Raw genomic sequence first — 26,341 nt, forward strand, 5'->3', positions numbered from 1 at the left:
GTCATGAACCTGCACAGAAAGGCGGCCGCCGTTCTGGCGGCCGCCGCCCTTATCTGCGCGCCCGTACTGACGGGTTCGTCGCTGACCGGCTCGGCCTCGGCGGCCGAAGGCGCGGTGGCCAGGACCGCGATGGCCGAGACCGCGGTGGCCGTCCAAGCAGTGCCCGAGGCCCGTCTGTTCAACCAGGGCACCGGTCTGTGCCTGGCCAACCCGGGCTCGGACCAGGACCCCGGCACCGTGATGATCCAGTGGACGTGCAGCTACAGCGCCAGCAACTTCTGGTCGCTGGAGCCCGTCACCGGCGGCTACCACGTGGTCAACAAGGCGAGCGGACAGTGCCTGGCCATCGGCAGCGGCTCCGAGACCCCGGGTGCCAAGGCCATCCAGTGGACCTGCGGCACCGGCGCCGAGCAGGTCTGGGCGCACGACGGCAACGAGCGGCTGGTCAACAAGAAGAGCGGCCTCTGCCTCGCCATCCCCAGCTCCAGCACGACCGCCGGCATCGAGGCCATGCAGTGGACCTGCTCGACGAACAAGGACCAGCGATGGCTGTGGTGACCCCCGTGACCCCGGTGCCCCCCGTGACCCGTAAGCGCGCCTGGACCGCGCTCCTGAGCGCACTGGTCCTCGCCGTACTGACCGGGCTGCTGCTGCCCGGACCGGCTGTCGCCGAGGGCACCTCGGGCGAGTCGGTCGCCCATATCGACGCCGTGACCGAGGGCGACGGCCCCCGCACCCCCGACATCATCGCCACCAGCGCCGACAACGCGGTCGTGGCCTGGCGCGAGGGCACCGTCCCCGGCAAGGTCGATCAGGGATACATCCGGTACGCGTACACCACCGACGGCGGCGCGAGCTGGACCCACCCGAAGGTGCTCGCCCAGGAGACCAGCGAGTACACCTGGCACTACGTGATCCTCTACCAGTCGGGCAACGAGCTCTTCGCCTACATGGGCCGCACCAAGGCCGCGAGCGACAACAAGAACGGCCTGCCGATCGACGCCATCGTCGTCAAGCGCAGCACCGACGAGGGCCACACCTGGCAGGACTACCCCGTCACCATGCCGCTCGACCTCCCGGACACCGGCGCGGACGAGGGCTTCGCCAACCTCATCATCGCCGGGCGCCCGACCAAGCTGGCCAGCGGCAAGCACGTCATCCCCTTCTGGGCCTCCAACCGGGAGAACGGCGTGCTGATCTCCTCGGACCTGAAGACCTGGACGGCCGGTGGCGTCGTACCGGACCCGAGCGGGCTCAAGCCCGGCGAGTCGCAGGTTGCGGTCTCCCAGGACGACCCGAACAAGCTCGTCATGGTCGCCCGCAGTGACGCGGCCTACACCCGCGCCGCCACCGCCACCAGCTCCGACGGCGGACTGACCTGGACGCCCTTCACGCTCGACAACAACATCCCGAGCTACAACGTGAAGGTCCAGTTCATCAAGGACAGCACCGGCCGGTACCTCTCGATCTACAACACGGCCACCAACCGCGACGTCCTGAACTACAAGACCAAGCGGGCCGGAGCGGCCTGGAACGCGGGCCGTCAATTCGCCAACGGCTCGGCAGCCGACGAGGACCCCGACCAGGCGGGCACCACCGGCAAGGGCTGGGACACCTACGCCATGGCCGACGAGTACGCGCCCGGCAAGTTCTACGTGGCGTGGGAGTTCGACACCTCCCGCATCAAGGTGAACAGGCTGGACATCTCGGACGCCCCCTGATCCACGCGCACCTTCCCCGCCGTACCCCCCGGTCGCTCCTCGGCCGGGGGGTACGGCAGCATGGGCCGCCGAAACGTCCGTACGACCGGAAGGCCCCTGCCGATGACCCCGGCCCCCAAGCCCGAGATCCTGGCCGCGTTCGAGGCGGCGAAGGGGTTCATGCCGGTCGGTGAGGGCCTGGCCCTGTACGCGGCGGCGGTGGAGGCGGGCGGGCTCGGCCTGCCCCTCCTGGAGGTCGGCACCTACTGCGGACGCTCCACCCTCCTCCTCGCCGACGCGGCCCGCGCGGCCGGTGTGACGGCTCTCACGGTCGACCACCACCGCGGCAGCGAGGAGCAGCAGCCGGGCTGGGAGTACCACGACCCCGAGACGGTCGACCCCGAGCTCGGCCTGATGGACACGCTGCCGACGTTCCGCAGGACGCTGCACAAGGCGGGCCTGGAGGAGCACGTGATCGCCCTGGTCGGCCGCTCACCGCAGGTCGCCCGCGTCTGGGCCGCACCCCTGGCCCTGGTCTTCATCGACGGCGGCCACACCGACGAGCACGCCACCGCCGACTACGAGGGCTGGGCCCCCCATGTGGCCGAAGGCGGCCTCCTCGTGATCCACGACGTCTTCCCTGACCCGGCGGACGAGTTCACCGGCCAGGCCCCGTACCGCATCTACCTGCGCGCGCTGGAGTCGGGCGCCTTCGAGGAGATCTCCGTCACGGACTCCCTGCGCGTGCTGCGGCGAACGGGGGCGGGGATCTGAGGGCGCGGTTAGAGTCGCAGACGTGTCGTACGTAGGACCGGACTTCGATCCGCAGCCCCGCCGCCCCCGTCGCAGCCCCCTCACCGTGGCGCTCGTCGCGCTCGTGCCGGGCGCGCTGCTCGGATGGGTGGCGTACGAGGCGCTCGGCGGCTCGGACGACGGAGGCGGCTCGGACAAGGCGGCCGTGGGGACACCGACGGCCTCGTCGCCGCCCGCGACCGGCGACGCCAAGGAGCCGAGCCCCTCGGACTCCCCGGAGGAGTCCCCGAAGGACTCCCTGGAGCCCACCGCCTCCGGCCCCCTCAAGGGCAAGGTCGTCGTCATCGACCCGGGGCACAACCCGAGCAACTTCCAGCACACCGCCGAGATCAACCGCAAGGTGGACATCGGCACCGGGTTCAAGGAGTGCGACACCACCGGCACGGCCACGAACTCCGGTTACACGGAGGCCAAGTTCACCCTGGACGTCGCCCACCGCATGCGCACGCTGCTGGAGAAGCAGGGCGCCACGGTCGAACTGACCCAGGACGGGGACCGTTCGTACGGCCCCTGCATCGACGAGCGGGCGCGCATCGGCAACAAGGCCGAGGCCGACGCGGTCGTCTCGATCCACGCCGACGGCGCCGGTACCGGCAACCGCGGCTTCCACGTCATCCTCCCCGGCCCGGTGAACTCCGGTGCCGCCGACACCCGTCCGATCGTCGCCCCCTCGCGCGACCTCGGTGAACGCATCGCGGGCAACTTCGTCAGGGCCACCGGAAGCGCGCCCTCCAACTACGTGGGCGACGGCACCGGTCTCGTCACGCGTAAGGATCTCGGCGGTCTCAATCTGTCAACGGTTCCCAAGGTGTTCATCGAGTGCGGCAACATGCGCGATAGCAAGGACGCGGCACAGCTGACCAGCGGTGCCTGGCGACAGAAGGCGGCGCAAGGGATCTCTGACGGAATCGTGAGTTTTCTGCGCGGGTAGTGATCAGCACACTGATCCCGGCGGACAGCCTGATCGTTCGAACGATAGGGTCGTTCCTACGATGAGGGGCCACCCCTGCGCTTCACACCGGGGCCTGAGGGCGACATGGTGACAGCGACGCCTCCACTGATGACGAGACGACTGAACTGAAGGACCTTGAAGTGAATATCCGCTCCCTCACTAGAGGCGACGGCGTGGTGATCGGAGCAGCGGTGTTGCTCTTCGTCGCGTCGTTCCTCGACACCTACGGTGGCGACAGCAGCAGCATTCCCAGCGCCTGGGACAACCTCGGCATGCTGATGAGCATGTACGTCGCCGGCATCGCGGGCGCAGTCCTGATCGTCGTGGCCCGCGCGCTGCCGCAGCCCCGCAAGGTCGTTGGCCTCGACCTGGGCCAGCTCGGCGTCGCGCTGACGGTCTTCGCCGCCTGGACCTCGTTCTGGACGATCATCGACCCGGCGGGTTCGATCGACACGGACGGCTTCGACGTCGAGGTGGGCGCCGGTCTCATCCTCGGCCTGATCGCCGCCCTCCTGCTGGCGGGTGCCGCCGTGGCGTCCCCGCTGCTGCCCGCCCTCCAGGGCGCCCTCCTGCCGGCCCCCGGCCCCGCGGCCCCGCAGCCGTACGGCGGGCAGCCGCAGGGCGGTTACGGGTACCCGGGTGCCCAGCAGCCGCAGGCGCCGCAGCCGGGGCAGCCGTTCGGCGGTCAGCCGCAGGGCGGTCCGCAGCCGTTCGGCGGCCAGCCGCAGGGCGGTCAGCCGCAGGCGCCCGCGCCGCAGCCCGGCGGGGACTTCTCCCCGTTCTGGTTCGCCGTGCCGGTGGCCCGTCCGCTGTTCGCGGAGGACGGTTCGCCCACGCCGATCGCCGAACTGGCGCCCGGCACCTGGTACCTGGCCGTGGAGCAGCGCGGCCCGCAGCTCATCGCGCAGACGCAGGACGGTCGTCGCGGTGTGCTCCAGGACACCAGCGGCATCCAGCGCGGCTGATCCGCGGCAGAGACACAGCAGTCGTACGACGGCCCCTCACCCTTCCCGGTGAGGGGCCGTTGTCGTACAGTCGCCTCCCTTGGCTGACGCACCGTCAGGAGGCAGGTATGCGGCTCGGTCTCGCGCTCGGATACTGGGGGCGTGGCCCCTCCCCGGAGCATCTGCCGCTGGCCCAGGAGGCGGAGCGGCTCGGGTACGACTCCGTGTGGACCGCCGAGAGTTGGGGGTCCGACGCCTTCACCCCGCTCACCTGGATCGCGGCGCACACCTCAAGGATCAAGCTGGGCACGGCGGTTGCCCAGATGGCGGCCCGGTCGCCGACGACCACGGCCATGCACGCCCTCACCCTCGACCATCTCTCCGGCGGGCGCATGCTGCTCGGCCTCGGCCTGTCGGGCCCGCAGGTCGTCGAGGGCTGGTACGGCCGCCCGTTCCCGAAGTCGCCGCTCACCGCGACCCGCGAGTACGTCGATGTCGTACGGCAAGTCCTGGGGCGGCAGGCCCCCGTCGCGCTCGACGGCCGCTTCCACCCCCTCCCCTACCGCGGCGACGACGCCACCGGGCTCGGAAAACCCCTCAAGCCCATCACCCACCCCCTGCGCCCCGCACTCCCCGTCCTCCTCGGCGCGGAGGGCCCGAAGAACGTCGCTCAGACCACGCGGATCGCCGACGGCTGGCTCCCGCTGTACTGGTCGCCCGGCCGTCCGGACGCGTACGCGCTGCCCGGTCTCCCGCCGGGGTTCCTGGTCGCTCCGATGGCCCAGGTCCGCCTCTGCGACGACGTGTCCGAAGGGCTCCTGCCCGTGAAGACCATGCTCGGCTTCTACATCGGCGGCATGGGCCACGCGTCCCGCAACTTCCACGCCGACCTGATGGCCCGCATGGGGTACGAAGGGGAAGCCCGGCGGATCCAGCAACTGTTCCTGGAGGGCCGCCGACAGGAGGCCGTACTGGCCGTCCCGGACGCCTTCGCCGACGAGATCTCCCTTGTCGGGCCGCGCGAACGCATCGCCGAGCGGCTGGAGTTGTGGCGCAAGGGCCCGGTGACCGACCTGCTGGCGCTGGCCCCGGACCCACGGACCCTGCGGGTGCTCGCCGAGCTCAACGGGTGAACCCGGGTTTGGTTCACGGCCGATGGGCTACCCGTCGGTCATGTCCCCTCGATATCGCAACGGTGCCAACCAGGCCGGCACGGTCATCGCGATCGTCGCCGATGTCATGGCCTTCGTCCTGGGCCTGTGGATCCTGATGTACCTGCTGGACGCTAACCGCGCGAACGACTTCGTGCAGTTCGTGCACGACGTGGCCCGCTGGCTGGCGGGCTGGTCCCACGACCTGTTCACCTTCGACGCGGCGTGGGCCAGGGTCGTGGCGGGGTACGGACTCGCCGCGGTGGTGTACCTGTTCGTCGGGCACGCCATAGCGAACCGGGTGCACCGCCACTGAGGTCACAGGCAGCAGTCGGGGTCTAGGCCGGTGGGCAGGTGCTCCCCGCCGAAGACCTGGCAGGTCGCCTCGTGACCGCCCAGCGCCGCGACCGCGAGCAGCAGGGAGCCCGCCGTCCAGGCCGTCAGTTCCTGCGGCCAGATCGCCCGGTCCTCGAAGACGTAGCCCGTCCAGTACAGGCCGGTCTCCTCGTCGCGCAGGTGCTGGATCGACTGGAGGATGTCCAGCGCCCGGTCGGACTCGCCCATCGCCCACAGGGCCAGGGCGAGTTCGGCCGACTCCCCGCCGGTGACCCACGGGTTGGGGACGACGCAGCGCACGCCGAGGCCGGGGACGACGAAGCGGTCCCAGGACTCCTCGATGCGGGTCTTGGCCTCCGCGCCGATCAGCGCGCCGCCCAGCACCGGGTAGTACCAGTCCATCGAGTAGCGGTCCTTGTCCAGGAACCGCTCGGGGTGGCGGCGGATGGCGTGGCGCAGGGCTCCGGCGGCCAACTCCCAGTCGGGTTGGGGCTCTTCGCGCTGCTCCGCGATGGCGAGCGCGCAGCGCAGGGCGTGGTGGATCGAGGAGGAGCCGGTCAGCAGCGCGTCCGTCGTGGGCGTGCCGTCGTCGTCTCGGCGCCAGCCGATCTGACCGTCCGGCTGCTGGAGCCGCAGCACGAACTCGATGGCCGCGTAGACGGCCGGCCACATGCGGTCCAGGAAGGTGTCGTCGCCCGTGGAGAGGTAGTGGTGCCACACGCCCACGGCTATGTAGGCGACGAAGTTCGTCTCCCGGCCGCGGTCGGTGACGTCGTCGAAGGCGCCGTCCGCGTAGGCCGCGTACCAGGAGCCGTCCTCGTTCTGGTGGCGGGCGAGCCACTCGTAGGCCCGCTCGGCGGCGGCGTGTTCACCGGCCGCGTCCAGGCCCATGGCGGCCTCGACATGGTCCCAGGGGTCCAGGTGGTGGCCCCGGAACCACGGGATCGCGCCGTCCTCCCGCTGCACGCCGAGCAGTCCGGCGACGGTCGCGGCGGCCTGCTCGGCGGTCAGGACCCCGGGCAGGACCAGGTGTTCCGTCCGGGGAGTGGTCACTTGGCGGCCGCCTCGGACACCCGCGGCAGGTGCGGCTTGGTCGCGTACGCCACGAAGCTCTTGCCGATCAGCGGGTTCAGCGCCTGCTCGGCGACCCGGGTGGCCAGCGGCTTCTTCATGATGTCCCAGACCAGCAGCTTGTGGTACGCCTTCACCGGCAGCGCCTTGTCGTTGTCGACGCCGAACGCGCACTTCAGCCACCAGTACGGCGAGTGCAGGGCGTGGGCGTGGTGGGTGCCGTACGGCCGCAGCCCGGCTTCCCTGATCTTCGCGAGGAGTTCGTCCGCCTTGTAGATGCGGATGTGGCCGCCCTCGACCTCGTGGTAGGCGTCGGACAGGGCCCAGCAGACCTTCTCGGGGCCGTAGCGCGGGACGGTGACGGCGATCCGGCCGCCGGGCTTGAGCACCCGGACCATCTCGGCGAGCACGCCCTTGTCGTCGGGGATGTGCTCCATGACCTCGGAGATGATGACGACGTCGAAGGACTCGTCGGGGAAGGGCAGCGCGAGCGCGTCGCCCTCCATGGCCGTCGCGGTGGCCCCTTCCGGCGCCTCGCCGGCCTCCTTCATCGCCGCGAACCACTTCGCGACCTCGCGGATCTCGTCGGCGTTCTGGTCCAGCGCGACGACCTGGGCGCCGCGCCGGTAGCACTCGAAGGCGTGCCGGCCGGCACCGCAGCCGAGGTCCAGGACTCGGTCGCCCGGGGCGAGCGGGAACCGGGAGAAGTCGACGGTCAGCACGTGGCCCTGCTTTCGGAGCTTTCGGAGTAGGAACCTTCTGGGGCCGCGGAGCGGCCGGGAGTCCGCAGCGTGGGGCGCTCGGGGGCCGGGACGGCCGCGGAGCGGGCGATGGCCTCGCGGTACCGGAACACCGTGCCCTCCGCCGCCTTCGCCCAGGTGAAGTTCGCCAGTACGCGCTCACGGCCGGCCCGGCCCAGGCGTGCCCTCAGCTCGGCGTCGCCCAGGAGCCGGCTCAGCCCCGCGGCCAGCGCGCCCGCGTCGCCGGTCGGCACCGCCAGGCACGTCTCGCCGTCCCGTCCGGCCACCTCCGGGATCGCGCCGCCGGTGGTGGCGACCAGGGGCGTGCCCGTGGCCATGGCCTCGGCGGCGGGCAGGGAGAACCCTTCGTACAGCGACGGCACGCAGGCGACCTCGGCCGAGCGGACCAGGTCGACCAGTTCGGCGTCGGAGATGCCCTTGACGAACTCGACGGCACCTTCGAGGCCGTAGCGCTCGACGCACTGCGCGACCGGGCCCTCGGTGGGCTTCTTGCCCACGACGACGAGGTGGGCGTCGGGGTGTTCGGTGCGGACCTTGGCGAGCGCCTCGACGAGGAAGACGAGCCCCTTGAGGGGGACGTCGGCGCTGGAGGTGGTCACGATCCGGCCGGGTATCCGCGGCACGGAGGGATCCGGCGCGAACAGATCGGTGTCGGCGCCGATATGGACGACGTGAATCCTGTCCTCGCGCACTCCGAGATGCTCCACGATCTCCGAGCGGGACGTGCCGGAGACGGTGAGGACGGAGGGCAGGCGGCGCGCGACGCGCTTCTGCATGCGGGTGAAGGCGTACCAGCGGCGCACCGAGTAGCGGCGCTGCCAGCCCTCGGCCGCGTCCAGCTCCAGCTGCCGGTCGACGGTGATGGGGTGGTGGATGGTGGTGACGAGGGGGGCGCCCACGTCGCCCAACAGGCCGTAGCCGAGCGTCTGGTTGTCGTGGACGACGTCGAACTCGCCGCGCCGGGCGCGCAGATGGCGGCGGGCGCGCAGCGAGAAGGTCAGCGGCTCGGGGAAGCCGCCGGTCCACATGGTCGCCACTTCGAGGGCGTCGACCCAGTCGCGGTACTCGTCCCGCTTGGGGGTGCGAAAGGGGTCCGGGGAGCGGTACAGGTCCAGGCTCGCCAGCTCGGTGAGGGGAACGCCCTCGTCGAGGACCGGGTAGGGCTGGGCGCCGATGACCTCGACCCGGTGACCGAGGCGGGCCAGCTCGCGGGAGAGATGGCGGACGTAGACGCCCTGGCCGCCGCAGAACGGGTTCCCTTTGTAGGTGAGAAGCGCGATGTCGAGCGGTCGCTCGCCGTCCGCGGCGGGCTCCTTGGGGGAACCCGTCCGACTGGCCTCAGCGGTCACTCCGGGCCCCCTTCTCCCTGCACTGTCCCGCGAGATTACGACGGGACGCTAATCTAGAACAAGTTACAGACTTGATCGTTCAAGAGGCTCCGAATCTACCGGCAGGTAGAGACGGCGTGAGCAGTGGATCAGGTGATTCACGCCACGGTCGGGCCACGGTGAGGGGAACAAGGTGGACAAGGTGGCAGCCAATCCCGCGAGACCGGTCACCTCGTCCCTCACCGAGCGGCAGGAGGCCCGCCGCCGCCGCATTCTGCACGCGAGCGCGCAGCTGGCCAGCCGGGGCGGTTTCGACGCGGTGCAGATGCGTGAGGTCGCGGAGTCCTCGCAGGTGGCGCTCGGCACGCTGTACCGCTACTTCCCCTCCAAGATCCATCTGCTGGTCGCGACCATGCAGGACCAGCTGGAGCACATGCACGGCACCCTGCGGAAGAAGCCGCCGGCGGGCGACACCCCGGCGGAGCGGGTGGCGGAGACGCTGATGCGCGCCTTCCGTGCCCTTCAGCGCGAGCCGCATCTGGCCGACGCCATGGTCCGCGCCCTGACGTTCGCGGACCGCAGCGTCTCTCCCGAGGTCGACCAGGTGTCCCGGCAGACGACCCTGATCATCCTGGACGCGATGGGCTACCCGGCGGCCGATCCGGCGGCCCAGGAGAAGGTGACGCCCGAGCAGCTCTCGGCGGTCCGGGTCATCGAGCACACCTGGCACTCCGCGCTGATCACCTGGCTCTCGGGCCGCGCCTCCATCGCCCAGGTGAAGATCGACATCGAGACGGTGTGCCGGTTGATCGACCTGACGGCGCCCGCGGCACCCTCGGCGCCCTCGGACACGTAAATGACCTACGAGACAGGTTCGGACTTCTGGGTCCGGACCGTCGACGTCGGCAGCGGTGTAAGCGATCCTTCCACTTTCCACCGAGTCGGCTACTCCGGTTCGGACTCCCTCGCTCGCCTCGTAGGCCACTTCCCAGAATAGAACGCGCTCGATGGGATGAAAAGGGAAATTTCTCCTATTTTTGCCCCTAATCCTCCGGCGGGAAGACCGGCTCCCCGCTCCCCAGCAGCGTGATCACGATCGCCTCCACCGGACAGTTCTCCGCCGCCGCCAGAACCCCCTCCCCCGCGTCCATGTCGGGCTCGGCCGGATGGGACTGGCGGGCGGTGTCGAGCCGGAACCCGTCGGGGGCGCGGTGGACGCACTGGGCCGAGCCGATGCACACCGACCGGTCGACCTCGACGTGCCAGCGGTCTCCCATCCCCCTTACGCCTCCCAGCCCGCGGGGAGATGGATCATCTTGTGCTCCAGGTATTCGCCATAGCCCTCGGGCCCGAACTCCCGCCCCAGGCCGGAGTTCTTGTAGCCGCCGAAGGGGCCGAGCATGTCGAGGCTGAAGGTGTTGACCGAGTAGGTACCGGTACGGACCCGGCGGGCGACGTCGATGCCGCGTGCGACGTCGGCGGTCCAGACACTGCCGGAGAGCCCGTAGTCGGAATCGTTGGCGATCTTCACGGCGTCCTGCTCGTCGCCGTAGGGCAGCAGGCAGATGACCGGGCCGAAGATCTCCTCGCGGGCGATCCGCATGGAGTTGTCGACGTCCCCGAACAGCGTCGGCTCCACGTACCAGCCGCGGTCCCGGCCCGGTGGCCGTCCGCCGCCGGCGAGGATCTTGGCGCCCTCCTCCTGGCCGATGCGGATGTAGTCGAGGTTGCGCTGCTGCTGGCGCCGGGCGACCAGCGGGCCGACCTGGGTGGCCGGGTCCAGGGGGTCGCCGACGACAAGGGCGTTCGCGGCGGCGGCGAGGGCCTCGGCGAACTCGTCGTAGCGGGAGCGGGGCAGGAGGATACGGGTCTGGGCCACACAGGCCTGGCCGTTGTTCATCCAGGCCGCGGGGACGATCCCGGCCACCGCCGCCTCGACGTCCGCGTCCGGCAGCACGACCGCGGCGGACTTGCCGCCCAGCTCAAGGGTGACGCGGGTGAGATTGCGGGCGGCGACCTCCATGACGCGCTTCCCGGCGGCGACGGACCCGGTGAAGGAGACCTTGTCGATGCCGGGATGCCCGACGAGATACTCGCTGACCTCCCGGTCGGCGGGCAGGATCGACAGCACGCCCTCCGGCAGCCCGGCCTCGGTCGCGATCTCGGCGAGGAGGTAGGCGTCCAGGGGCGACTCGGGCGACGGCTTGAGGACGACGGTGCAGCCGGTGAGCAGCGCGGGGGCCAGCTTGGCGGCGGCGACGAACTGGGGGACGTTCCAAGGGACCACGGCCGCGACGACACCGACCGGCTCCCGCCGTACGAGGATCTTGCCGAGGACTCCGTCGCGGTGCTCCTCGTACGGGAAGCTCCGCGCGACCGTGATCGCCGAGTCCCACACCATCATCGCGCCGAGCGCCTGGGCGAGGACGCTCCAGGAGTAAGGGGAGCCGTTCTCGAAGGAGATGACCCGGGCGATCTCCTCGTGCCGTACGGCGATGGCGTCCTTGATCCGGCTGACGACCTCGATCCGCTCGTCGAGGCTCATCCGCGGCCAGGGCCCCTCGTCGAAGGCCCGGCGCGCCACCGCCACCGCCCGGTCGACATCGGCCGGGGACGCGTGCGGCACCCGCCCGATGACCTCCTCCGTGTGCGGCGAGATCACCTCGATGACGTCCTTGCCGAGGGGGTCGGTCAACTCCCCGCCGATGAACAGCTGTCCGTGTTCCACGAGCTCGGTCATGGCCGACGCCTCCTGCGGAGCTGGAGCGGGTCTTCTTGGTGGGATCCGTTGCATTGCTTGATTTCTGACGCTGCATCAGAACTGATACCAGTTCTAGTTGAAGTAGGCCAGACCCAGGGCCGGCGCCCTCGCGCCGCAACACCGCGATCAGCACTCCCCTCCGAAACTCGCGCCCGCCGAGCCCTGGCCAGTTATGAAAAATTCCGACCAAAAGAAAAAATCACACCTTCTTCACAGGATCCCGTTGTTTGAATTCTGGTCCTCGGCTGGGGTCCGGACATGGTGGGGGAAGGTGCATGGGGGACACGGGGGCCGTTCATGTGAGCGGCGGCATCGCAGGACAGATGGTGGTCGGCGATCAGAACGTCGTCGTCCATGCCGAGCACGGCTCAACCGTCACACTGCGGACGGAAGGTCCGCCCTCGGTCCGTCGACGCAGCCGTCCCACCGGGCGGGCAGTACCAACCCGAGGCCTGGCGCTGTTCGGGCGTGGCGATCAACTGGCCGAGTTGGAGGGGTGGCTGGCGGAAGGCCACCCTGTTCAGATCTACGGGCCCCCGGGATGCGGCAAATCCGCCCTGCTACGTCACCTTGCCGCGGAGCGTGGAGCCGCCCACCGTGAGGTGGTGCTGCTCTCTGCCGCCGGAGTGCCCGTAGAAGATCTCGTCGAGGATCTCTTCCATGCCTGCTACGACGCCGAGGACTACAAGCCCGACCCTGCTCGGCGGCGGCGGCTGATGGGCTCCGTTCAAGCCCTGCTTCTCGTCGACGACTTCGAGGGCTCCGCGGACGACCTGGCAGACCTTCTCGACGCCGCTCCCGGTTGCGATGTCGTGGTCACCTCCGCAGCACGATGCGCGGAGGCCGAGGGACGGACCTTGCGTCTGGACGGCCTGCCCGAGGAAGCCGCCCTTGCGCTGATCGCCCAGAAACTCGACCGGTCACTGCGGGACGACGAACGGGAGGCGGCCGAACGGTACATCGAGGCGGTGCAGGGAAATCCACTGGCACTGGTCCAGGCAGCCACCGCCGTGCGAGCTGCCGGTCGACGCCACGGCACCGCTGATGCCAGTGGGTTCGTGGTGGATGAACAGGCGATCGCCACGGGGGTGGCTGATCGTTTGAGCGACGAGGCTGCGGAACTCCTGCACATACTCAATGCATTCGCCCCCCTGCCAGTACCTGGGCCCCTGCTGAGCGTGTTGGCCGGAGACGTGGACCGCGCTGCTGCTTTAGGCGAGCTGAAGTCCTTACAGCTGATCACCTCGGAAGGAAACGGCTTCCGCCCCTACGGTCGACTGACCGCCCTCGTCGTAGCTCAAACGGGCCCCGCACGCGATGCAGGGCAGTTCGCGCAAGCCTTGGCCGCTTGGGTGGGAACGAAGTCCACCGGCAAGGATGTCGCTGCCGCGACTGCCGTAATCCGGCGAGCCTTGACCGCTGCCGCCCGCACGCGGAAGCACACCGCAGTACGAGACCTTGCCCGGGCCGCGGCACCCGGGCTTGCCCGCTCACTGCGCTGGGGAGCCTGGCGCGAGGTCCTGGAACTGGGTCGGGCGGCAGCACGCGAGTTGGGAGCAGCCGAGGACGAGGCCTACTTCGCGCATGAGGAAGATGTGCGAAGGAAGGTCCTGAAGCTTTCTACAGGGTTGGCGATTTCATCCGCTGCCGGGGCGGGTGGGGCCCTGGGACATGCGTTATCCGCGCCTGCCAAATCGGGAGTGTCTGCCGTAGCGGGAAACCCCGCCGTGATCGGCACGGCCATAGCGGCAGTGGTGGCCGGCGGCATCTTCACTGCTCTTGCCGTAACTGGCGGCGAGGAGGCTCCTGTTCAGTCGAACGCGGCTCCCGTTTCCACGGAGAGCGGCATCCGGGCGTCCGACAGCGCGTCCGATACGCCAGGTTCTCTGACGCCTGGCGCGACACACACGATACCTTCCGACCCATCGAGCAAGCCCTCGCTCACAGCCAGCTCCATGCCGCCCACCAGCCTTACCCCCACTACCGGTTTTCCCCCGCCGTCAATATCGGAATCAGAGACCACGAAGGGTCCCGAAGACTGCTTACCAACCTCGGCCGTCCCCGTGTCTGATGGGGACGCGCAGTTCGGGCCGGTGAATGCCGGAGGTGGTGAGGAGTCTGTGTCATTCCAGTTCAAGTGGCTGGATTGCGACGATGAGAACAGCTTCTCGGTCGCCGATCCGGATGTGTGGGAGGTGGAGCGAACATCCTGCCCTCCCACAGCACCGAATACTATGTGCGTATTCTCCGTGACGTTCCGCCCAGCAGCCCCTGGCGACTATCAGGCGCAGGTGACCGTTCTCGACGACTGGGGGCGCCCAACCGTGGAACTCCCCGTAACCGGCACCGCAGTTGAATCCGAGGGGCCGCCTCCACCACAGCCCTGACATGTGCACTTTGCGCACCAGCGAACTCGACGGGAAGGGTAACTCTGTCATGGGCGAGAGCGATGTCGGCCGCGGCGAAGTACGGACCGGCAATGTCTCCGGACAGGTAGTTGTCGGCAGTGGGAACATTGTCATTCGGTCCGAGTCCGGAATTACTGCCCCGACTCCGGCGACCGAACAGGAAATCGCGCAACTGCGCGCAGAGTTCGCCCGGGTTCGCACCCTGGTGCCGATCGGGGAGCCAAATTCCGACCGCGCGCAGGAACTCCTCAACGAGCTGGAGGAGTCCATTACAGGCGACATTGATTTGAACATCATGGACTATGTCCGAGGTTGGTTCGCCCGGCGCCTGCCCGCCCTTGCCGCGGCTGTCACCGACCTAGTGCTCCATCCGGTGACGACCAGCCTGGTCGCGGCGTCGGGTAGCGACCGGGCCAACGAGTTCTGGCGGCGGTTCGGCAGCTCTCCGTCTTCAGGACAGTCCTTGCGTTGAGCAGCGGTTCATTCGCTGCTCGGCTGAGTGAACTGTTCCCCTGCAACGATCTTGGGTTTCGGTACGTAGCCGTCCACGTTCTCTACCGACAGGACCAATGCAAAAGACTTGGACGTTTCGAACCGCCGTATGAGCCTTTCTCGCGTAATCGGGAGAGAAGACAGCAGGTGCGGCCAAGGTCGCCAGAGAGTCGCAACCTGCCATCATGATCAACCTACTGCGCGGCTCGAAGGGGTTCCACGCAAAGATCACCAAGGCGTGCTCCTGCTCGAAGGTCTGCCCCACGACGTAGCGGAGCTTGCCCAGCCCCTGGATGTTCGGCGCGCCCTTGCGGCAGATCACCGGCATGATGCGCCGTCGTTGCAGCTCGCGCCGCAGAGCTCGGGAGTCGTACGCCTCGTTTGGCCGCGGTCGTTATGACGTGGAGCGGGATGCCTCGTCCGTCGCAGATCAGGTGGTGTTTGCTGCCCGTCTTCCGCCGGTCGACCGGTGACGGACCGGTTGAGGCACCCCCTTTTCGCACGGACGTGATCCGTCCACGCACGCGCGAGTCCAGTCGAGCTTGCCAGCCGCATGCAGCTCGGCGAGCAGGATCCGGTGCAACTGCTCGAAGACTCCAGCCTTCTGCCAGCGGTCCAGGCGACGTCCTGGTGCAGGACGTAGAGAATGCCCTGCAGACACAGCCGGTCCGGCACCGGTCGAATCATCACATCGGTCCCGCCCGACCAGGGCACTTCGGCAAGATCCTGTTACGAGCCCTTAGAGCAGGCGGCAGCGCCATCGTTAGAGGGTCATGGGCCGGGGACGGCGATTGGGTCCTGCCAGCCTCAGTCGCTGGGTGCTACTCCGCCCCTCCCCTCCAATGGTTGAGGTTACTGCGGGCGATCAGAGTGTCGGGATGGTCTTCGCCCAGCACCCGAACAATGTCGGGCAGTAGTTGCTCGTACGCGGCCACGGCGTCGGCTGCGCCTCCCACCTCCCCACACTTGTTGGCAATGTTGCTGCGGGTGATCAGAGTCTCAGGATGGTCTTTGCCCAGCACTCGAATCTGGTCGGACAGTAGTTGCTCGTACGCGGCAACGGCGCCGGCCGCGTTTCCCACCTTCCCGCGAAAGTAGGCGAGCAGACTGCGGGTGGTCAGCGTGTGGGGGTGGTCTTTGCCCAGCACTCGAATCTGGTCGGGCAGTAGTTGCTCGAGTGCGGCTACGGCGCTGGCTGCGTCTCCCGCCTCCCCGTACGTCCGGGCCAGGTTGCCTCGGGTGGTCAGGGTGTAGGGGTGGTCCTCACCCAGAACCCGGACTCGGTCGGACAACAGCTGCTCGTACGCGGCCACGGCGCCAGCCACGTCCCCCGCCTCCGCCCGCCAGCGGGCGAGCTCGTGGCGGGTGGTCAGGGTGTTGGGGTGATCCTCACCGAGCGTCTGGACTTGGTCGTGAAGCAGTTGCTCGTACGCAGCTACGGCGCCAGCGACGTCTCCCGCTACCCCCCGCCACCGGGCGAGGTTGCCGCGTGTGGTCAAGGTGAAGGGGTGGTCTTCCCCTCGCACTCGAATCTCGTCGGGCACCAGTTGCTCCAACGCGGCCACGGCGCCAGCCACGTCTCCCACCTCCCCCCGCCAGTAGGCGAGATTGTGGCGGGTAGTCAGGGTCTCGGAGTGGTCTTTCCCTCGCACTCGAATCTGGTCGGGCAGCAGTTGCTCGAACGCGGCCAAGGCGCCAGCTGCGTCTCCCGCCTCCCCCCGCCAGTGGGCAAGGTTGTTGCGGATTGTCAGCGTGTCGGGGTGGTCGGGGCCGAGGTAGTAACCGGTGGTCTCGGCCATGCGATCGAAGTGCGCTACGGCGGCGGTGACCTGGCCGGCTTCGCCGAGACTCCGTCCGGCCCGGTGCAGCACCCCATGCGCGTCAGGCTCGTGTAGGGCATCTCCGGCGGTGAGGGTGAGGACGGTGGCGTTGGTGCGCAGAGCCTGGGCGAGTTCGGTGTCTCGTTCGATTTCGGGCCATGTAGCGATGAGGGCGTCGGCGGTGATGCGGGCGAGTTCGTCGTGCTGGTCGGCGGTGAGCGTGTCCCGGGTGGCTCGCTGGATGAGCTGGTGGACGCGGATGGCCTGGTGGGGGTTGGCGGGGTTGTGGCTGATGAGGCTGAGCCGGTCCAGCGCCCGTAGGGCACCGACAGCCTCGCCCGCAGTGACAGGCGCACCAGGCCCGTCCTGCACTGCGGTGCGGTGCTGGGTGAGATGGGTGAGCGCCGGGGTGCTGGTCAGGACGGCCTCGGGGATGCCGTTGGGGTTGAGGAACGCGGCGAGCTGGAGCATCGGGCGGGCCAGTCCGGCCGGGCGCAGGGTGTCGGCTCGGTCCACGGACAGGGACCAGGCTGCCGCCGCGCTCTGGTGCTGGCCGTCGGGCAGGACCTCGGGAGCGGCGTCGGCGAGCACAGTGGCGCGGTCGGCCAGTAGCTCCCGATAGGCGGCTGCGCCGGTACTCGCGTCGATGAGGTAGGCGGCGGCCTGCGACAGCGCGAGCGGCAGGTGGCCCAGGTCCTGGGCGAGTGCGGTGAGCTGCTCGGGGGGCTCGTAGCGGTCCCGGGCGTTCAGTGCGGCGGTGAGGTAGGCGAGGGACTCGGCCTCGGTGAACAGTCCGACCTTGATCAGGCGGCCGGCGCCGGCCAAGGCGGCGTCCTGGCGGCGAGTGGTGACCAGAGTGCGGCCGTGCGCGCTGGGCGGTGGCCACAGCCCGTTCAGGTCGGCAGGGTCGGTGACGTCGTCGAGGACCACCAGCCACCGGCACGGCGCCGCGTTCGCCTTCGGCTCCAGCCACGCCAGAAACGCGCGCGCGGCCATTTCCCGGTCCGTGGGGTCGGCGCCCAGGATCTCCACGGCGGCCTGTGCATACCCGGACGCGGCCGCCGTGGAGTTGCTCGCAGTGATCCACACCAGCAGGTCCAGCTCACCAGCCTGCAAGGCGGTACGGGCGTAGTCGGCGGCCAGCTGAGTCTTGCCCACCCCGCCCATCCCGGCCAGCACCTGTCCGCGCACCGTGTCCTGGCCCACCAGGACCGCGGTTCGCCCGCCCGTGAGGGCTTCCCGCAGCCGTGCCACTTCGGCCCGGGACTGGAAGCAGCCCGCTCGCGGTGGGATCAGCCCCACCTGATGCGGCCACTCCGCCACAACGCGTCGTGCCCCGTAGTAGTGGTACTCGGCTTTGCCCGTGACCGAGCCCTTGAACACACCCCCACCGAAGTCGATGTGATCCCCGTCCTCAGCGCTGCCCGCCACCGAAACCCCCTCGAACACGGTCGGAATCAGCATCCCGACCGTACCCGTGCACCAACCCCAGCCGCCCGCCGTTCACGACACAGGCCAGACCTGGCACAGAACCGATTGCCCAGGCGTCCCGGACGCGATCCGGGCCCACACCCGGGCGGGTCAGTTCAGGATCGACAGGCAAGAACGCACAACGGTCGCTCCACGGCCGGTCTGAGCATCCCGCGCAGGCATTCCCTCTGGACTATCTGACAGACCATCAGGTCTAGTTAGAGTGAGCAACGGCCGTGAGGCGGAGGGCAGATGACGAACACGCACGACCACGGCGGGGGCGTACGGTCCGTTCGGGTGCCCATCCCGGACAACCCCCTCGGGCACACGCTGGTGTACGTGGTGGACACCGACCGCGGGCCGGTGCTGATCGACACCGGGTGGGACGACCCGGCGTCCTGGGACACGCTCGCCGACGGGCTGGCGGCCTGCGGGACCGCGCCCACCGGGATCCACGGCGTGGTCATCACCCACCATCACCCCGACCACCACGGCCTGTCCGGCAAGGTGCGCGAGGCGTCCGGCGCCTGGATCGCGATGCACGCGGCGGACGCGGCGATCGTGCGCCGTACGCGATCGGCCGAACCCGAGCGCTGGTTCACGTACATGGCGGCCAAGCTCACGGCGGCCGGGGCTCCGGAGGAACACGTGGCGCCCCTGCGCGGCGCCCGCCGCCGCCGTAACCTGCCCGGCCTGACCCCCGCCCTCCCGGACCGCGAGATCGTGCCCGGCGACCTCCTCCCCCTCCCCGGTCGCCGCCTACGCGCCATCTGGACTCCCGGCCACACCCCGGGCCATGTCTGTCTGCACCTGGAGGAGGCCCACCCGGCCGGACTCACGGGCAACGGCCGCCTGTTCTCCGGCGACCACGTCCTCCCGGAGATCACTCCCCACATTGGCCTCTACGAGGACCCCGACGACGCCACGGTCACCGACCCTCTGGGCGACTACCTCGACTCCCTGGAACGCGTCGCCCGGCTGGCCCCCGCCGAGATCCTCCCGGCCCACCAGCACCCCTTCACCGACGCCGGAGCCCGCGTCGGCACCCTCCTCACCCACCACGAATCCCGCCTCACCGACCTCCTCTCCCTCCTCTCCGAGCCCCTCACCGCCTGGCAGCTCGCCGAGCGCATGGAGTGGAACCGCCCCTGGGACCAAATCCCCTACGGATCAAGGAACATCGCGGTGTCGGAGGCCGAGTCGCATCTGCGCCGACTGGTGAAGCTGGGGAGGGCGGAGGCGGTGGCGGGGAGTAATCCGGTGACGTACACGGCGGTGTGAGTGTTGAGTACGGGATCATGGAATCCCTTGAATCTTTTGAATCCCACACCGAGTCCCTGTACGCCGAGCGCGCCTGCGAGCGCCTCGTCATCGACTTCGTCCATCGCCTCGATCTCGGCGAACCGGCCTCCGTGGCCGCGCTGTTCACCGAGGACGGCACCTGGGCGTGGCCCGCGGGCGACCGGCTGGTCAAGGGCCGCGCAGCGCTGCGCGAGTACTTCGGCGGCCGCCCCGCCGACCGCCTCTCGCGCCGCCTGATGTCCAACATCCTCGTCACGGTGACGTCCCCGGACACGGCGACGGCGATCTCGTACTTCACGACGTACCGGGTCGACGGTTTCGAAGGCGGCCTGGTGCCGCCCGGCGCCCCCGTCCAAGTGGGCCACTACGAGGACGAGTTCCGACGTCGGCCCGACGGCACCTGGCTGCTGTCCGCCCGAGTTCTCCATCTGGCCTTCGCCGGACCGACGCCGCGCGCCTAAGGCAGGAACGACCGCACCAACTCCTCCGCCTCCCCCAGGGCGTCGACCTCCCGCGCCGTCATCGTCGGGTTGGCGGCGCGGCGGCGCCTGGCCTCGGTGAGGCCGGTCTCCGTGAGGTCGGAGGGGTCGGCGAGGAGGGCTGCCAGGGTCGCTCGGACCGGGGCGGCGAGGCCCTCGTCCGTCACCGCCACCTGCGCGAGGATCACCGCCGACATGCCCCAGTCCAGGCCCGGTTCGCCCTCCTCGGCATTCGTCCAGTCGATGACTACCGGACCGTCGGGAGTGAGCATGACGTTGTCCGGGTGGAGGTCCAGGTGGATCACGCGGCCGGGGACGGCGTGCAACCTCCGCAGCAGCCGGGCCAGCGTCTCCCCCGCCTCCGTCGGACCGATCCGCCCCGCCCCGAACGCCTCCAGCATCGTCGGCCCGTGCAGCCGCTCCATGACCAGCTCGGTGCTCGTGCAGTCCGCACGGCGTACTCGCGGCACCGGATAGCCGTGCCCGCGCAGGCGTTCCATCAGGGCCGCCTCCGCGAGCCCGTCGCCGTAGCCCTCCCGGTCCCGGCGCAGTACCCACCCCTCTTCCAGCTCGAACACATCCGACGCGCGCCCCGAGCCGATCAGCCGGCCCGGCCTCCCCAAGATCGTCATGGCCGTGAACCTATCCCCACCCCCAACCTCCCCTCAGCCGCTTTCCTACGGGCCGGTAGAGTGGCCGCGTCGTCATCACACCCGTACGGGGGGAAGCCGGTGCAAATCCGGCGCTGACCCGCAACCGTGAGCAGCCTGCGAAGGGCTGCGAGCCGGACTGCCCCGCACGGAAGTGAACGGCTCACGTGCGTCGGCGGCCCGTCGGCGTACGGCACCGTCGAGGTCTACGGAGCCGAGCCGCCCGGGGTGCTCCCGTGCTGCCCGACTCCCTTCAGGGAGAGGCACCCGCCGATCATGAACGTCCGCCGCAGCGCCGCGGTCCTGGCCGCCACCGCCGTGATCGGCCTGGCCGCCCCCGCCGTCACCGCCGTAGCCGCCCCGTCGCCGTCGCCGTCCGTGGCGATCCCCTCCGGGCTCTACGGCACCACCGACCCGACGTATGACGGCGTCTGGCGTCAGTCCCTCGCCCTGATCGCCCAGCACCGCACCGATGTCCGGCCCGCCGACAAGGCGGTCGACTGGCTGCTCGGCCAGCAGTGCGCGAACGGCGCGTTCGCCGCCTTCCGTGCCGACCCGGCCAAGGACTGTGACGCCAAGGTCGTGGTCGACACCAACAGCACCGCCGCCGCGGCCCAGGCCCTGTCCGTGCTCGACGACGGGGCGCATCTGGCCAAGGCCCAGAAGGCCACGGAGTGGCTGAAGAGCGTGCAGAACAAGGACGGTGGCTGGGGCTACACCGCGGGCGGCCCGAGTGACGCCAACTCGACGGCCGTCGTCGCCGGCGCCCTCGCCGCGGCCGGCCAGGACCCCGACACCGTGGTGAACGGCGGCAAGTCCGCCTTCGACGCGCTGCGCGAGCTGGCCCTGACGTGCGCCGACGGCGGCGCCTTCGGCTACCAGCCGGACAAGAAGGGCAAGCTGGCCGCCAACGCGGACGCGACGGCCGCCGCCGTGGTCGGCATCAAGGGCATGGGCATGGTGACCGGGAAGGCCGCCGCCGACACCGACCTCGACTGCGCCGACGCCACCAAGCCCGAGCCCGACCAGGCCGCCGCCAACGGCGCGTCCTACCTCGCCGAGACCATGAAGAAGGACGGCTACCTGCTGTCCGTCCTCCCCGGCGCGGAGGACCAGCCCGACTACGGCAACACCGCCGACGCGGTCGTCGCCCTCGCGGTGACCGGCGGCCCCGAGGCGGCCCGGCAGCCCCTGACCTGGCTGGAGAAGAACTCCGCCGACTGGGCGAAGCAGAGCGGCCCCGCCGCCTACGCCCAACTGATCCTCGCGGCAAAGACGGCGGGCGCCGACCCGCGTGACTTCGGCGGCGCGGACCTGGTCGCGCAGCTCAACGCCACGGGGCCGGAGCCGAAGACGGCGACGTCGGCCGCGGCCTCGGAGACGGCCGAGGAGAAGAAGGACGAGGACGGCGGTGGTGTCAGCGTCTGGTGGATCGTCGGCGTGGGCCTGGTCGCGGGCATCGGCGTCGGCTTCCTGATCAGCAGCCGCAACAAGGGCCGGCAGCAGTGATACGCCGGGCCTGCGCCGCCCTGCTGCTGACGGCGCTGTCCTTGGGCACGGCGGCGCCGGCGCAAGCCGCGACCTACCGCTACTGGTCCTTCTGGGACCGCGACGGCTCGACCTGGACGTACGCCACCCAGGGCCCCTCCGTCTCGGTCCCGTCGGACGGCGAGGTCAAGGGCTTCCGCTTCGCGCTGAGCGAGGACTCGGCGGACGCGTCCCAGCCGCGCGGCACGGCCACCTTCGGCACGATCTGCGCACGGACGCCCGCGCGGGACGGCCAGAAGCGGGTGGCCCTGGTCCTCGACTTCGGCACCCCGAAGGACGCCCCGTCGGGGGAGACCCCGCCGAAGCTCCGCACGGCCTGTGCGCAGGTAGCCGAGGACGCCACGACGGCGGAGGCCCTGGCCGAGGTCGCCAAGCCGCTGCGCTACGACTCGAGCGCCCTGCTGTGCGCGATCGAGGGCTACCCGGGCGCCGGTTGCGGAGACGAGATCAGCAAGCCCGCGGCCAAGAGCGCGAAGAGCGACGACGACTCCCCGTCCCTGGGCCTGTGGGCAGGAGCGGCAGGCGTGGCGGCCCTGGGAGCGGCAGCCTTCTGGCAGTCACGCCGACGCCGGAATGCGTAACCGACGGAACCAGCCCCTGCACCCCGGCGCCTGGTGGCTGTGGGCCCTGGCGCTGGGGACCGCGGCGACCCGTACCACCAACCCGCTCCTCCTCGCCCTTCTCATCGCGACGTCCGCCTACGTCGTGGCGACCTGCCGGCAGAACACCCCCTGGTCGCGCTCCTACAACGCCTTCCTCAAGCTCGCCCTCGCCGTGCTCCTCATCCGGCTGGCCTTCGCGGTCCTCCTCGGCTCCCCCATCCCCGGCACTCACACCCTCTTCACCCTCCCCGAAGTCCCCCTGCCGGACTGGGCCCAGGGCATCCGCCTGGGCGGCCGGGTGCACGCCGAGGCGGTCGTCTTCGCGTTCTACGACGGCCTCAAGCTCGCCACCCTCCTCATCTGCGTCGGCGCCGCGAACGCCCTCGCCAACCCCACCCGCCTCCTGAAATGCCTCCCCGGCGCCCTGTACGAGATCGGCGTCGCGGTGGTCGTCGCCCTCACCTTCGCCCCGAACCTCATCGCGGACGTCCAGCGCCTGCGGGCCGCCCGCCGCCTGCGCGGCCGCCCCGACCGCGGCATCCGGGGCCTCCTCCAAGTCGGCCTGCCCGTACTGGAAGGCGCCCTGGAACGCTCGGTCTCCCTCGCCGCCGCGATGGACGCCCGCGGCTACGGCCGTACCGCCGACGTCCCGCCCGCCGTACGCCGTACGACCACCGCCCTCACCCTCGGCGGCCTGCTCGGCGTCTGCGCCGGGACCTACGGTGTCCTCACCGCGGAGGGCGGCACCTACGGCCTGCCCGTCCTCCTCACCGGCCTCACCGCTGCCCTGGTCGGCCTGCGCCTGGGCGGCCGCCGAGCCGTCCGCACCCGCTACCGCCCCGACCCCTGGGACGCCCGGGCCTGGCTGGTCACGGCCTCCGGCGTCGCGGTGGCCGCGCTGATGTTCCTGGCCGCGGCGGCGGACCCCACCGCCATGGAACCGGGAGTGATCCCGCTGACGGCGCCCGCCCTCCCCCTCTGGCCCGCGGCGGCGATCCTCATCGGCCTGCTTCCGGCAGCCGTGGCCCCCACCTCTGCGAACGCCCCCAAGGAGCCGTCGTGATCCGCTTCGAGAACGTCTCCGTGACGTACGACGGCCACACCGAACCCACCGTCCGGGACATCGACCTCGATATCCCGGAGGGCGAACTCGTCCTCCTCGTAGGCCCGTCCGGCGTGGGCAAGTCCACGGTCCTCGGCGCGGTCAGCGGCCTCGTCCCGCACTTCACCGGCGGCACCCTGCGCGGCCGGGTCACGGTCGCCGGCCGCGACACCCGTACCCACAAGCCGCGCGAACTGGCGGACGTGGTCGGCACGGTGGGCCAGGACCCGCTGTCCCACTTCGTCACGGACACGGTCGAGGACGAACTCGCCTACGGCATGGAGTCCCTGGGTCTGGCCCCCGAGGTGATGCGCCGCCGCGTGGAGGAGACCCTGGACCTCCTGGGCCTCGCCGACCTCCGCGACCGCCCGATCGCCACCCTCTCCGGCGGCCAGCAGCAGCGCGTGGCGATCGGCTCGGTCCTGACCCCTCACCCTCAGGTCCTGATCCTCGACGAGCCCACGTCGGCCCTGGATCCCGCGGCGGCGGAGGAGGTCCTGGCGGTTCTCCAGCGTCTGGTCCACGACCTCGGCACCACGGTCCTCATGGCCGAGCACCGCCTGGAACGAGTGATCCAGTACGCGGACCAGGTGGCCCTTCTTCCGTCCCCGGGCGCGTCCCCGGTCCTCGGCACCCCGGCGGAGGTGATGGCGATCTCCCCGGTGACTCCACCGGTGGTGGACCTGGGCAGACTGGCAGGCTGGACCCCGCTCCCCCTGACGGTGAGGGACGCGAGGAGGAGGGCGGGAGCCCTTCGGGAACAGCTGGAGACACGGAGCCTCGGCGCCGAGAAGGGGCGCGGGGCTGTACTCGATTTGCGGCTACCGCCGCGTGGGCGCGACCAGCCACAGACCACCCGCACCCGCCGTCGCTGGTTCAGCCGCACCCCCCAGCCCGCGCCCCAAAGCCCTCACACCGCCGAAGTCAAAGACCTCACAGTCACCCGAGCCCAAATCCGCGCCCTCCACCACGTCACCCTCACCATCGCCCCCGGCGAAACCATCGCCCTCATGGGCCGCAACGGCGCCGGAAAGTCCACCCTGCTCAACTCCCTCGTAGGCCTGATCACCCCCACCGACGGCACAGTCCAGGCAGGCGGCAGAACCCCCCACCGCACCCCACCCCCCGACCTGATCCGTCACGTCGGCCTGGTCCCCCAGGAACCCCTGGACCTCCTCTACGCCGACACGGTCGCCGCCGAATGCACGGCCGCCGACACCGACGCCGACGCACCCCCCGGCACCTGCCGCGACCTCGTCACACAGCTCCTCCCCGGTGTCGCGGACGACACCCACCCCCGAGACCTCTCGGAAGGCCAGCGCCTGGCGCTCGCGCTCGCCGTCGTCCTGACCGCCCGCCCGCCCCTGCTGCTCCTGGACGAACCGACCCGCGGCCTGGACTACGCCGCGAAGGCCCGCCTGGTCACCGTCCTGCGCGACCTCGCGGCGGAGGGCCACGCGATCGTGCTGGCCACCCATGACGTGGAGCTCGCCGCGGAGCTGGCGGACCGTGTCGTCCTGCTGGCCGAGGGTGAGGTGATCGCCGACGGACCGACGGCGGAGGTGGTCGTCTCCTCCCCCTCCTTCGCCCCGCAGATCACCAAGATCCTCGCCCCCCAGCACTGGCTCACGGTCGCCCAGGTCAAGCAGGCCCTCGCATGAAGAGGACCGGAGAGCAGGGGACCGCAGAAAAGAGGACCGCAGAGAAGAGGACCGTAGATAAGGGGACCGCAGGGACGACCACCCCGCAGGCCCGCCCCATCCGCCTCGGCCCCCGTTCTCTCCTCACCCTCGCCCTCGTCAGCGCCGTCGGCCTGGCCGCCCTCGGCTGGCCCCTCTTCGCCCCGCCGACCTCCCAGGTCAGCGCCCACTCGCAGGACGCCCCCTGGCTCTTCGCGGGTCTGCTGGTCCTCCTCGTCGCGGTGGTCGCGGCGACGATCTCGGAGTCCGGCCTGGGCCCCAAGGCCGTGGCGATGCTCGGCGTGCTCGCCGCCACCGGCGCCGCGCTGCGCCCGATCGGCGCGGGCACCGCCGGAATCGAGCCGATGTTCTTCCTGATGCTGCTGAGCGGACGCGTCCTCGGTCCGGGCTTCGGCTTCGTCCTGGGCTCGCTCAGCATGTTCGCGTCAGCGCTGCTCACGGGCGGGGTCGGCCCCTGGATGCCGTTCCAGATGCTGGCGATGGGCTGGTTCACGATGGGCGCGGGCCTGCTGCCCGGCCCCGACCGCATCCGTGGGCACGCCGAGCGCCTGATGATCGCCGCGTACGGCTTCCTCGCGGCCTTCGCCTACGGCGCCCTGACGAACCTCGCGGGCTGGCCCTTCATCGACCGGCTGGCCTCGAACATCGCCTTCGACCCCGACGCGGGCGTCCCGGCGAATCTGGCCCGCTTCGTCGCGTACTGCCTGGCCACCTCCCTCGGCTGGGACCTGGGCCGCGCCCTGGTGACCGTGATCCTGACGCTCACCCTCGGTCCGGCGATCCTCAAGGCGCTGCGCCGGGCGACGCGACGGGCGGCATTCGAGGCCCCGGTCACATTCGACGAACCCGCTCGGTGACGGGCCCCGGACAGACTGCCAGCGCCGCGGTGAAGCACCCCACATGACCCACATCACCTACGATCCATCCTAGTGGGACATATCGGACGCCATG

The 26,341-nt window shown here is 70.4% G+C and carries 24 protein-coding genes and 1 riboswitch; of the genes, 17 read left to right on the top strand and 7 right to left on the bottom strand.

Annotated elements, in window-relative coordinates; genetic code table 11:
• Window positions 1–3: 3 nt before the first annotated feature.
• From STRCI_RS12700 to STRCI_RS12730, 7 genes are all read left to right on the top strand, one after another.
• Entirely contained in the window at window positions 4–558 is a 555-nt protein-coding gene (locus STRCI_RS12700; RefSeq protein ID WP_269659022.1) for an RICIN domain-containing protein, read from the top strand.
• Window positions 546–1,721, top strand: a complete 1,176-nt coding sequence (locus tag STRCI_RS12705; protein ID WP_269659023.1) for a sialidase family protein — start codon at window positions 546–548, stop codon at window positions 1,719–1,721. Before STRCI_RS12700 ends, STRCI_RS12705 begins: the two co-directional genes overlap by 13 nt.
• Before the next feature lie 102 nt (window positions 1,722–1,823).
• Window positions 1,824–2,474, top strand: coding sequence for a class I SAM-dependent methyltransferase (locus STRCI_RS12710; protein ID WP_269659024.1), 651 nt, complete (start codon window positions 1,824–1,826; stop codon window positions 2,472–2,474).
• Between the two features lie 22 nt (window positions 2,475–2,496).
• On the top strand, window positions 2,497–3,444 hold the full coding sequence (locus tag STRCI_RS12715) for an N-acetylmuramoyl-L-alanine amidase (RefSeq protein ID WP_269659025.1): 948 nt from the start codon (window positions 2,497–2,499) through the stop codon (window positions 3,442–3,444).
• A gap of 161 nt (window positions 3,445–3,605) precedes the next feature.
• Window positions 3,606–4,430 carry a DUF5336 domain-containing protein gene (locus tag STRCI_RS12720; RefSeq protein WP_269659026.1) on the top strand — a complete coding sequence of 275 codons (825 nt, stop codon included), beginning with the start codon at window positions 3,606–3,608 and terminating at the stop codon, window positions 4,428–4,430.
• Between the two features lie 107 nt (window positions 4,431–4,537).
• Window positions 4,538–5,542, top strand: coding sequence for an LLM class F420-dependent oxidoreductase (locus STRCI_RS12725; RefSeq protein ID WP_269659027.1), 1,005 nt, complete (start codon window positions 4,538–4,540; stop codon window positions 5,540–5,542).
• Window positions 5,543–5,582: 40 nt separating this feature from the next.
• Window positions 5,583–5,876, top strand: a complete 294-nt coding sequence (locus STRCI_RS12730) for a hypothetical protein (protein WP_269659028.1) — start codon at window positions 5,583–5,585, stop codon at window positions 5,874–5,876.
• Window positions 5,877–5,878: 2 nt separating this feature from the next.
• Here STRCI_RS12730 and STRCI_RS12735 read toward each other — a convergent pair whose 3' ends face one another.
• From STRCI_RS12735 to STRCI_RS12745, 3 genes are read right to left on the bottom strand one after another with little or no spacing between them, the layout of a single operon-like run.
• Entirely contained in the window at window positions 5,879–6,949 is a 1,071-nt protein-coding gene (locus STRCI_RS12735) for a prenyltransferase/squalene oxidase repeat-containing protein (RefSeq protein ID WP_269659029.1), read from the bottom strand.
• A complete protein-coding gene (locus STRCI_RS12740; RefSeq protein ID WP_269659030.1) occupies window positions 6,946–7,689 on the bottom strand; it encodes a class I SAM-dependent methyltransferase in 744 nt (247 codons plus the stop codon). The genes STRCI_RS12735 and STRCI_RS12740 overlap by 4 nt, the downstream gene beginning before the upstream one ends.
• Window positions 7,683–9,077, bottom strand: a complete 1,395-nt coding sequence (locus tag STRCI_RS12745; protein WP_269659031.1) for a glycosyltransferase family 4 protein — start codon at window positions 9,075–9,077, stop codon at window positions 7,683–7,685. Before STRCI_RS12745 ends, STRCI_RS12740 begins: the two co-directional genes overlap by 7 nt.
• A 172-nt stretch (window positions 9,078–9,249) precedes the next feature.
• On the opposite strand from STRCI_RS12745, the gene STRCI_RS12750 reads away from it, so the two are divergent.
• On the top strand, window positions 9,250–9,912 hold the full coding sequence (locus STRCI_RS12750) for a TetR family transcriptional regulator (protein WP_269659032.1): 663 nt from the start codon (window positions 9,250–9,252) through the stop codon (window positions 9,910–9,912).
• A 187-nt stretch (window positions 9,913–10,099) separates the two neighbouring features.
• Here STRCI_RS12750 and STRCI_RS12755 read toward each other — a convergent pair whose 3' ends face one another.
• Both STRCI_RS12755 and STRCI_RS12760 read right to left on the bottom strand, forming a co-directional pair.
• Window positions 10,100–10,333 carry a ferredoxin gene (locus STRCI_RS12755; protein ID WP_269659033.1) on the bottom strand — a complete coding sequence of 78 codons (234 nt, stop codon included), beginning with the start codon at window positions 10,331–10,333 and terminating at the stop codon, window positions 10,100–10,102.
• Between the two features lie 5 nt (window positions 10,334–10,338).
• A complete protein-coding gene (locus STRCI_RS12760) occupies window positions 10,339–11,796 on the bottom strand; it encodes an aldehyde dehydrogenase (RefSeq protein ID WP_269659034.1) in 1,458 nt (485 codons plus the stop codon).
• 320 nt (window positions 11,797–12,116) lie between these two features.
• On the opposite strand from STRCI_RS12760, the gene STRCI_RS12765 reads away from it, so the two are divergent.
• Both STRCI_RS12765 and STRCI_RS12770 read left to right on the top strand, forming a co-directional pair.
• Entirely contained in the window at window positions 12,117–14,204 is a 2,088-nt protein-coding gene (locus STRCI_RS12765; protein WP_269659035.1) for a hypothetical protein, read from the top strand.
• Between the two features lie 10 nt (window positions 14,205–14,214).
• Complete coding sequence (locus STRCI_RS12770; RefSeq protein WP_269659036.1) at window positions 14,215–14,697, top strand: hypothetical protein; 483 nt, start codon at window positions 14,215–14,217, stop codon at window positions 14,695–14,697.
• Between the two features lie 841 nt (window positions 14,698–15,538).
• On the opposite strand, the gene STRCI_RS12775 is transcribed toward STRCI_RS12770, so the two are convergent.
• Window positions 15,539–18,001: a tetratricopeptide repeat protein gene (locus tag STRCI_RS12775; RefSeq protein ID WP_269659037.1), complete on the bottom strand. Its 2,463-nt coding sequence runs from the start codon at window positions 17,999–18,001 to the stop codon at window positions 15,539–15,541.
• Between the two features lie 258 nt (window positions 18,002–18,259).
• Between STRCI_RS12775 and STRCI_RS12780 the strand changes: the two genes are divergently transcribed.
• Together STRCI_RS12780 and STRCI_RS12785 are read left to right on the top strand one after the other, a co-directional pair.
• Window positions 18,260–19,288 (top strand): MBL fold metallo-hydrolase, encoded by a 1,029-nt coding sequence (locus STRCI_RS12780; RefSeq protein WP_269659038.1) that lies wholly within the window; start codon window positions 18,260–18,262, stop codon window positions 19,286–19,288.
• A 17-nt stretch (window positions 19,289–19,305) separates the two neighbouring features.
• The gene (locus STRCI_RS12785; protein ID WP_269659039.1) at window positions 19,306–19,770 is read left to right on the top strand and encodes a nuclear transport factor 2 family protein; all 465 of its coding nucleotides are present in this window, start codon (window positions 19,306–19,308) and stop codon (window positions 19,768–19,770) included.
• Here the strand turns inward: STRCI_RS12785 and STRCI_RS12790 are convergent.
• A complete protein-coding gene (locus STRCI_RS12790; RefSeq protein WP_269659040.1) occupies window positions 19,767–20,420 on the bottom strand; it encodes a phosphotransferase in 654 nt (217 codons plus the stop codon). The two genes, STRCI_RS12785 and STRCI_RS12790, sit on opposite strands and share 4 nt — an antisense overlap.
• Window positions 20,421–20,509: 89 nt before the next feature.
• A riboswitch (cobalamin riboswitch) is annotated at window positions 20,510–20,583 on the top strand.
• Window positions 20,584–20,714: 131 nt separating this feature from the next.
• Here STRCI_RS12790 and STRCI_RS12795 point away from each other — a divergent pair.
• The 5 genes from STRCI_RS12795 to STRCI_RS12815 are packed head-to-tail and all read left to right on the top strand — an operon-like array spanning window position 20,715 to window position 26,247.
• A complete protein-coding gene (locus tag STRCI_RS12795; RefSeq protein WP_269659041.1) occupies window positions 20,715–21,947 on the top strand; it encodes a prenyltransferase/squalene oxidase repeat-containing protein in 1,233 nt (410 codons plus the stop codon).
• The gene (locus STRCI_RS12800) at window positions 21,944–22,567 is read left to right on the top strand and encodes an SCO2322 family protein (protein WP_418953328.1); all 624 of its coding nucleotides are present in this window, start codon (window positions 21,944–21,946) and stop codon (window positions 22,565–22,567) included. Before STRCI_RS12795 ends, STRCI_RS12800 begins: the two co-directional genes overlap by 4 nt.
• Complete coding sequence (locus STRCI_RS12805) at window positions 22,560–23,651, top strand: energy-coupling factor transporter transmembrane component T (protein WP_269659042.1); 1,092 nt, start codon at window positions 22,560–22,562, stop codon at window positions 23,649–23,651. Before STRCI_RS12800 ends, STRCI_RS12805 begins: the two co-directional genes overlap by 8 nt.
• On the top strand, window positions 23,648–25,351 hold the full coding sequence (locus STRCI_RS12810; protein ID WP_269659043.1) for an ABC transporter ATP-binding protein: 1,704 nt from the start codon (window positions 23,648–23,650) through the stop codon (window positions 25,349–25,351). The genes STRCI_RS12805 and STRCI_RS12810 overlap by 4 nt, the downstream gene beginning before the upstream one ends.
• Window positions 25,348–26,247 (top strand): ECF transporter S component, encoded by a 900-nt coding sequence (locus STRCI_RS12815; RefSeq protein WP_269659044.1) that lies wholly within the window; start codon window positions 25,348–25,350, stop codon window positions 26,245–26,247. The genes STRCI_RS12810 and STRCI_RS12815 overlap by 4 nt, the downstream gene beginning before the upstream one ends.
• The last annotated feature ends 94 nt before the right edge of the window (window positions 26,248–26,341 follow it).

Origin of the sequence: Streptomyces cinnabarinus, from assembly GCF_027270315.1 — a bacterium.
Lineage (GTDB): Bacteria > Actinomycetota > Actinomycetes > Streptomycetales > Streptomycetaceae > Streptomyces > Streptomyces cinnabarinus.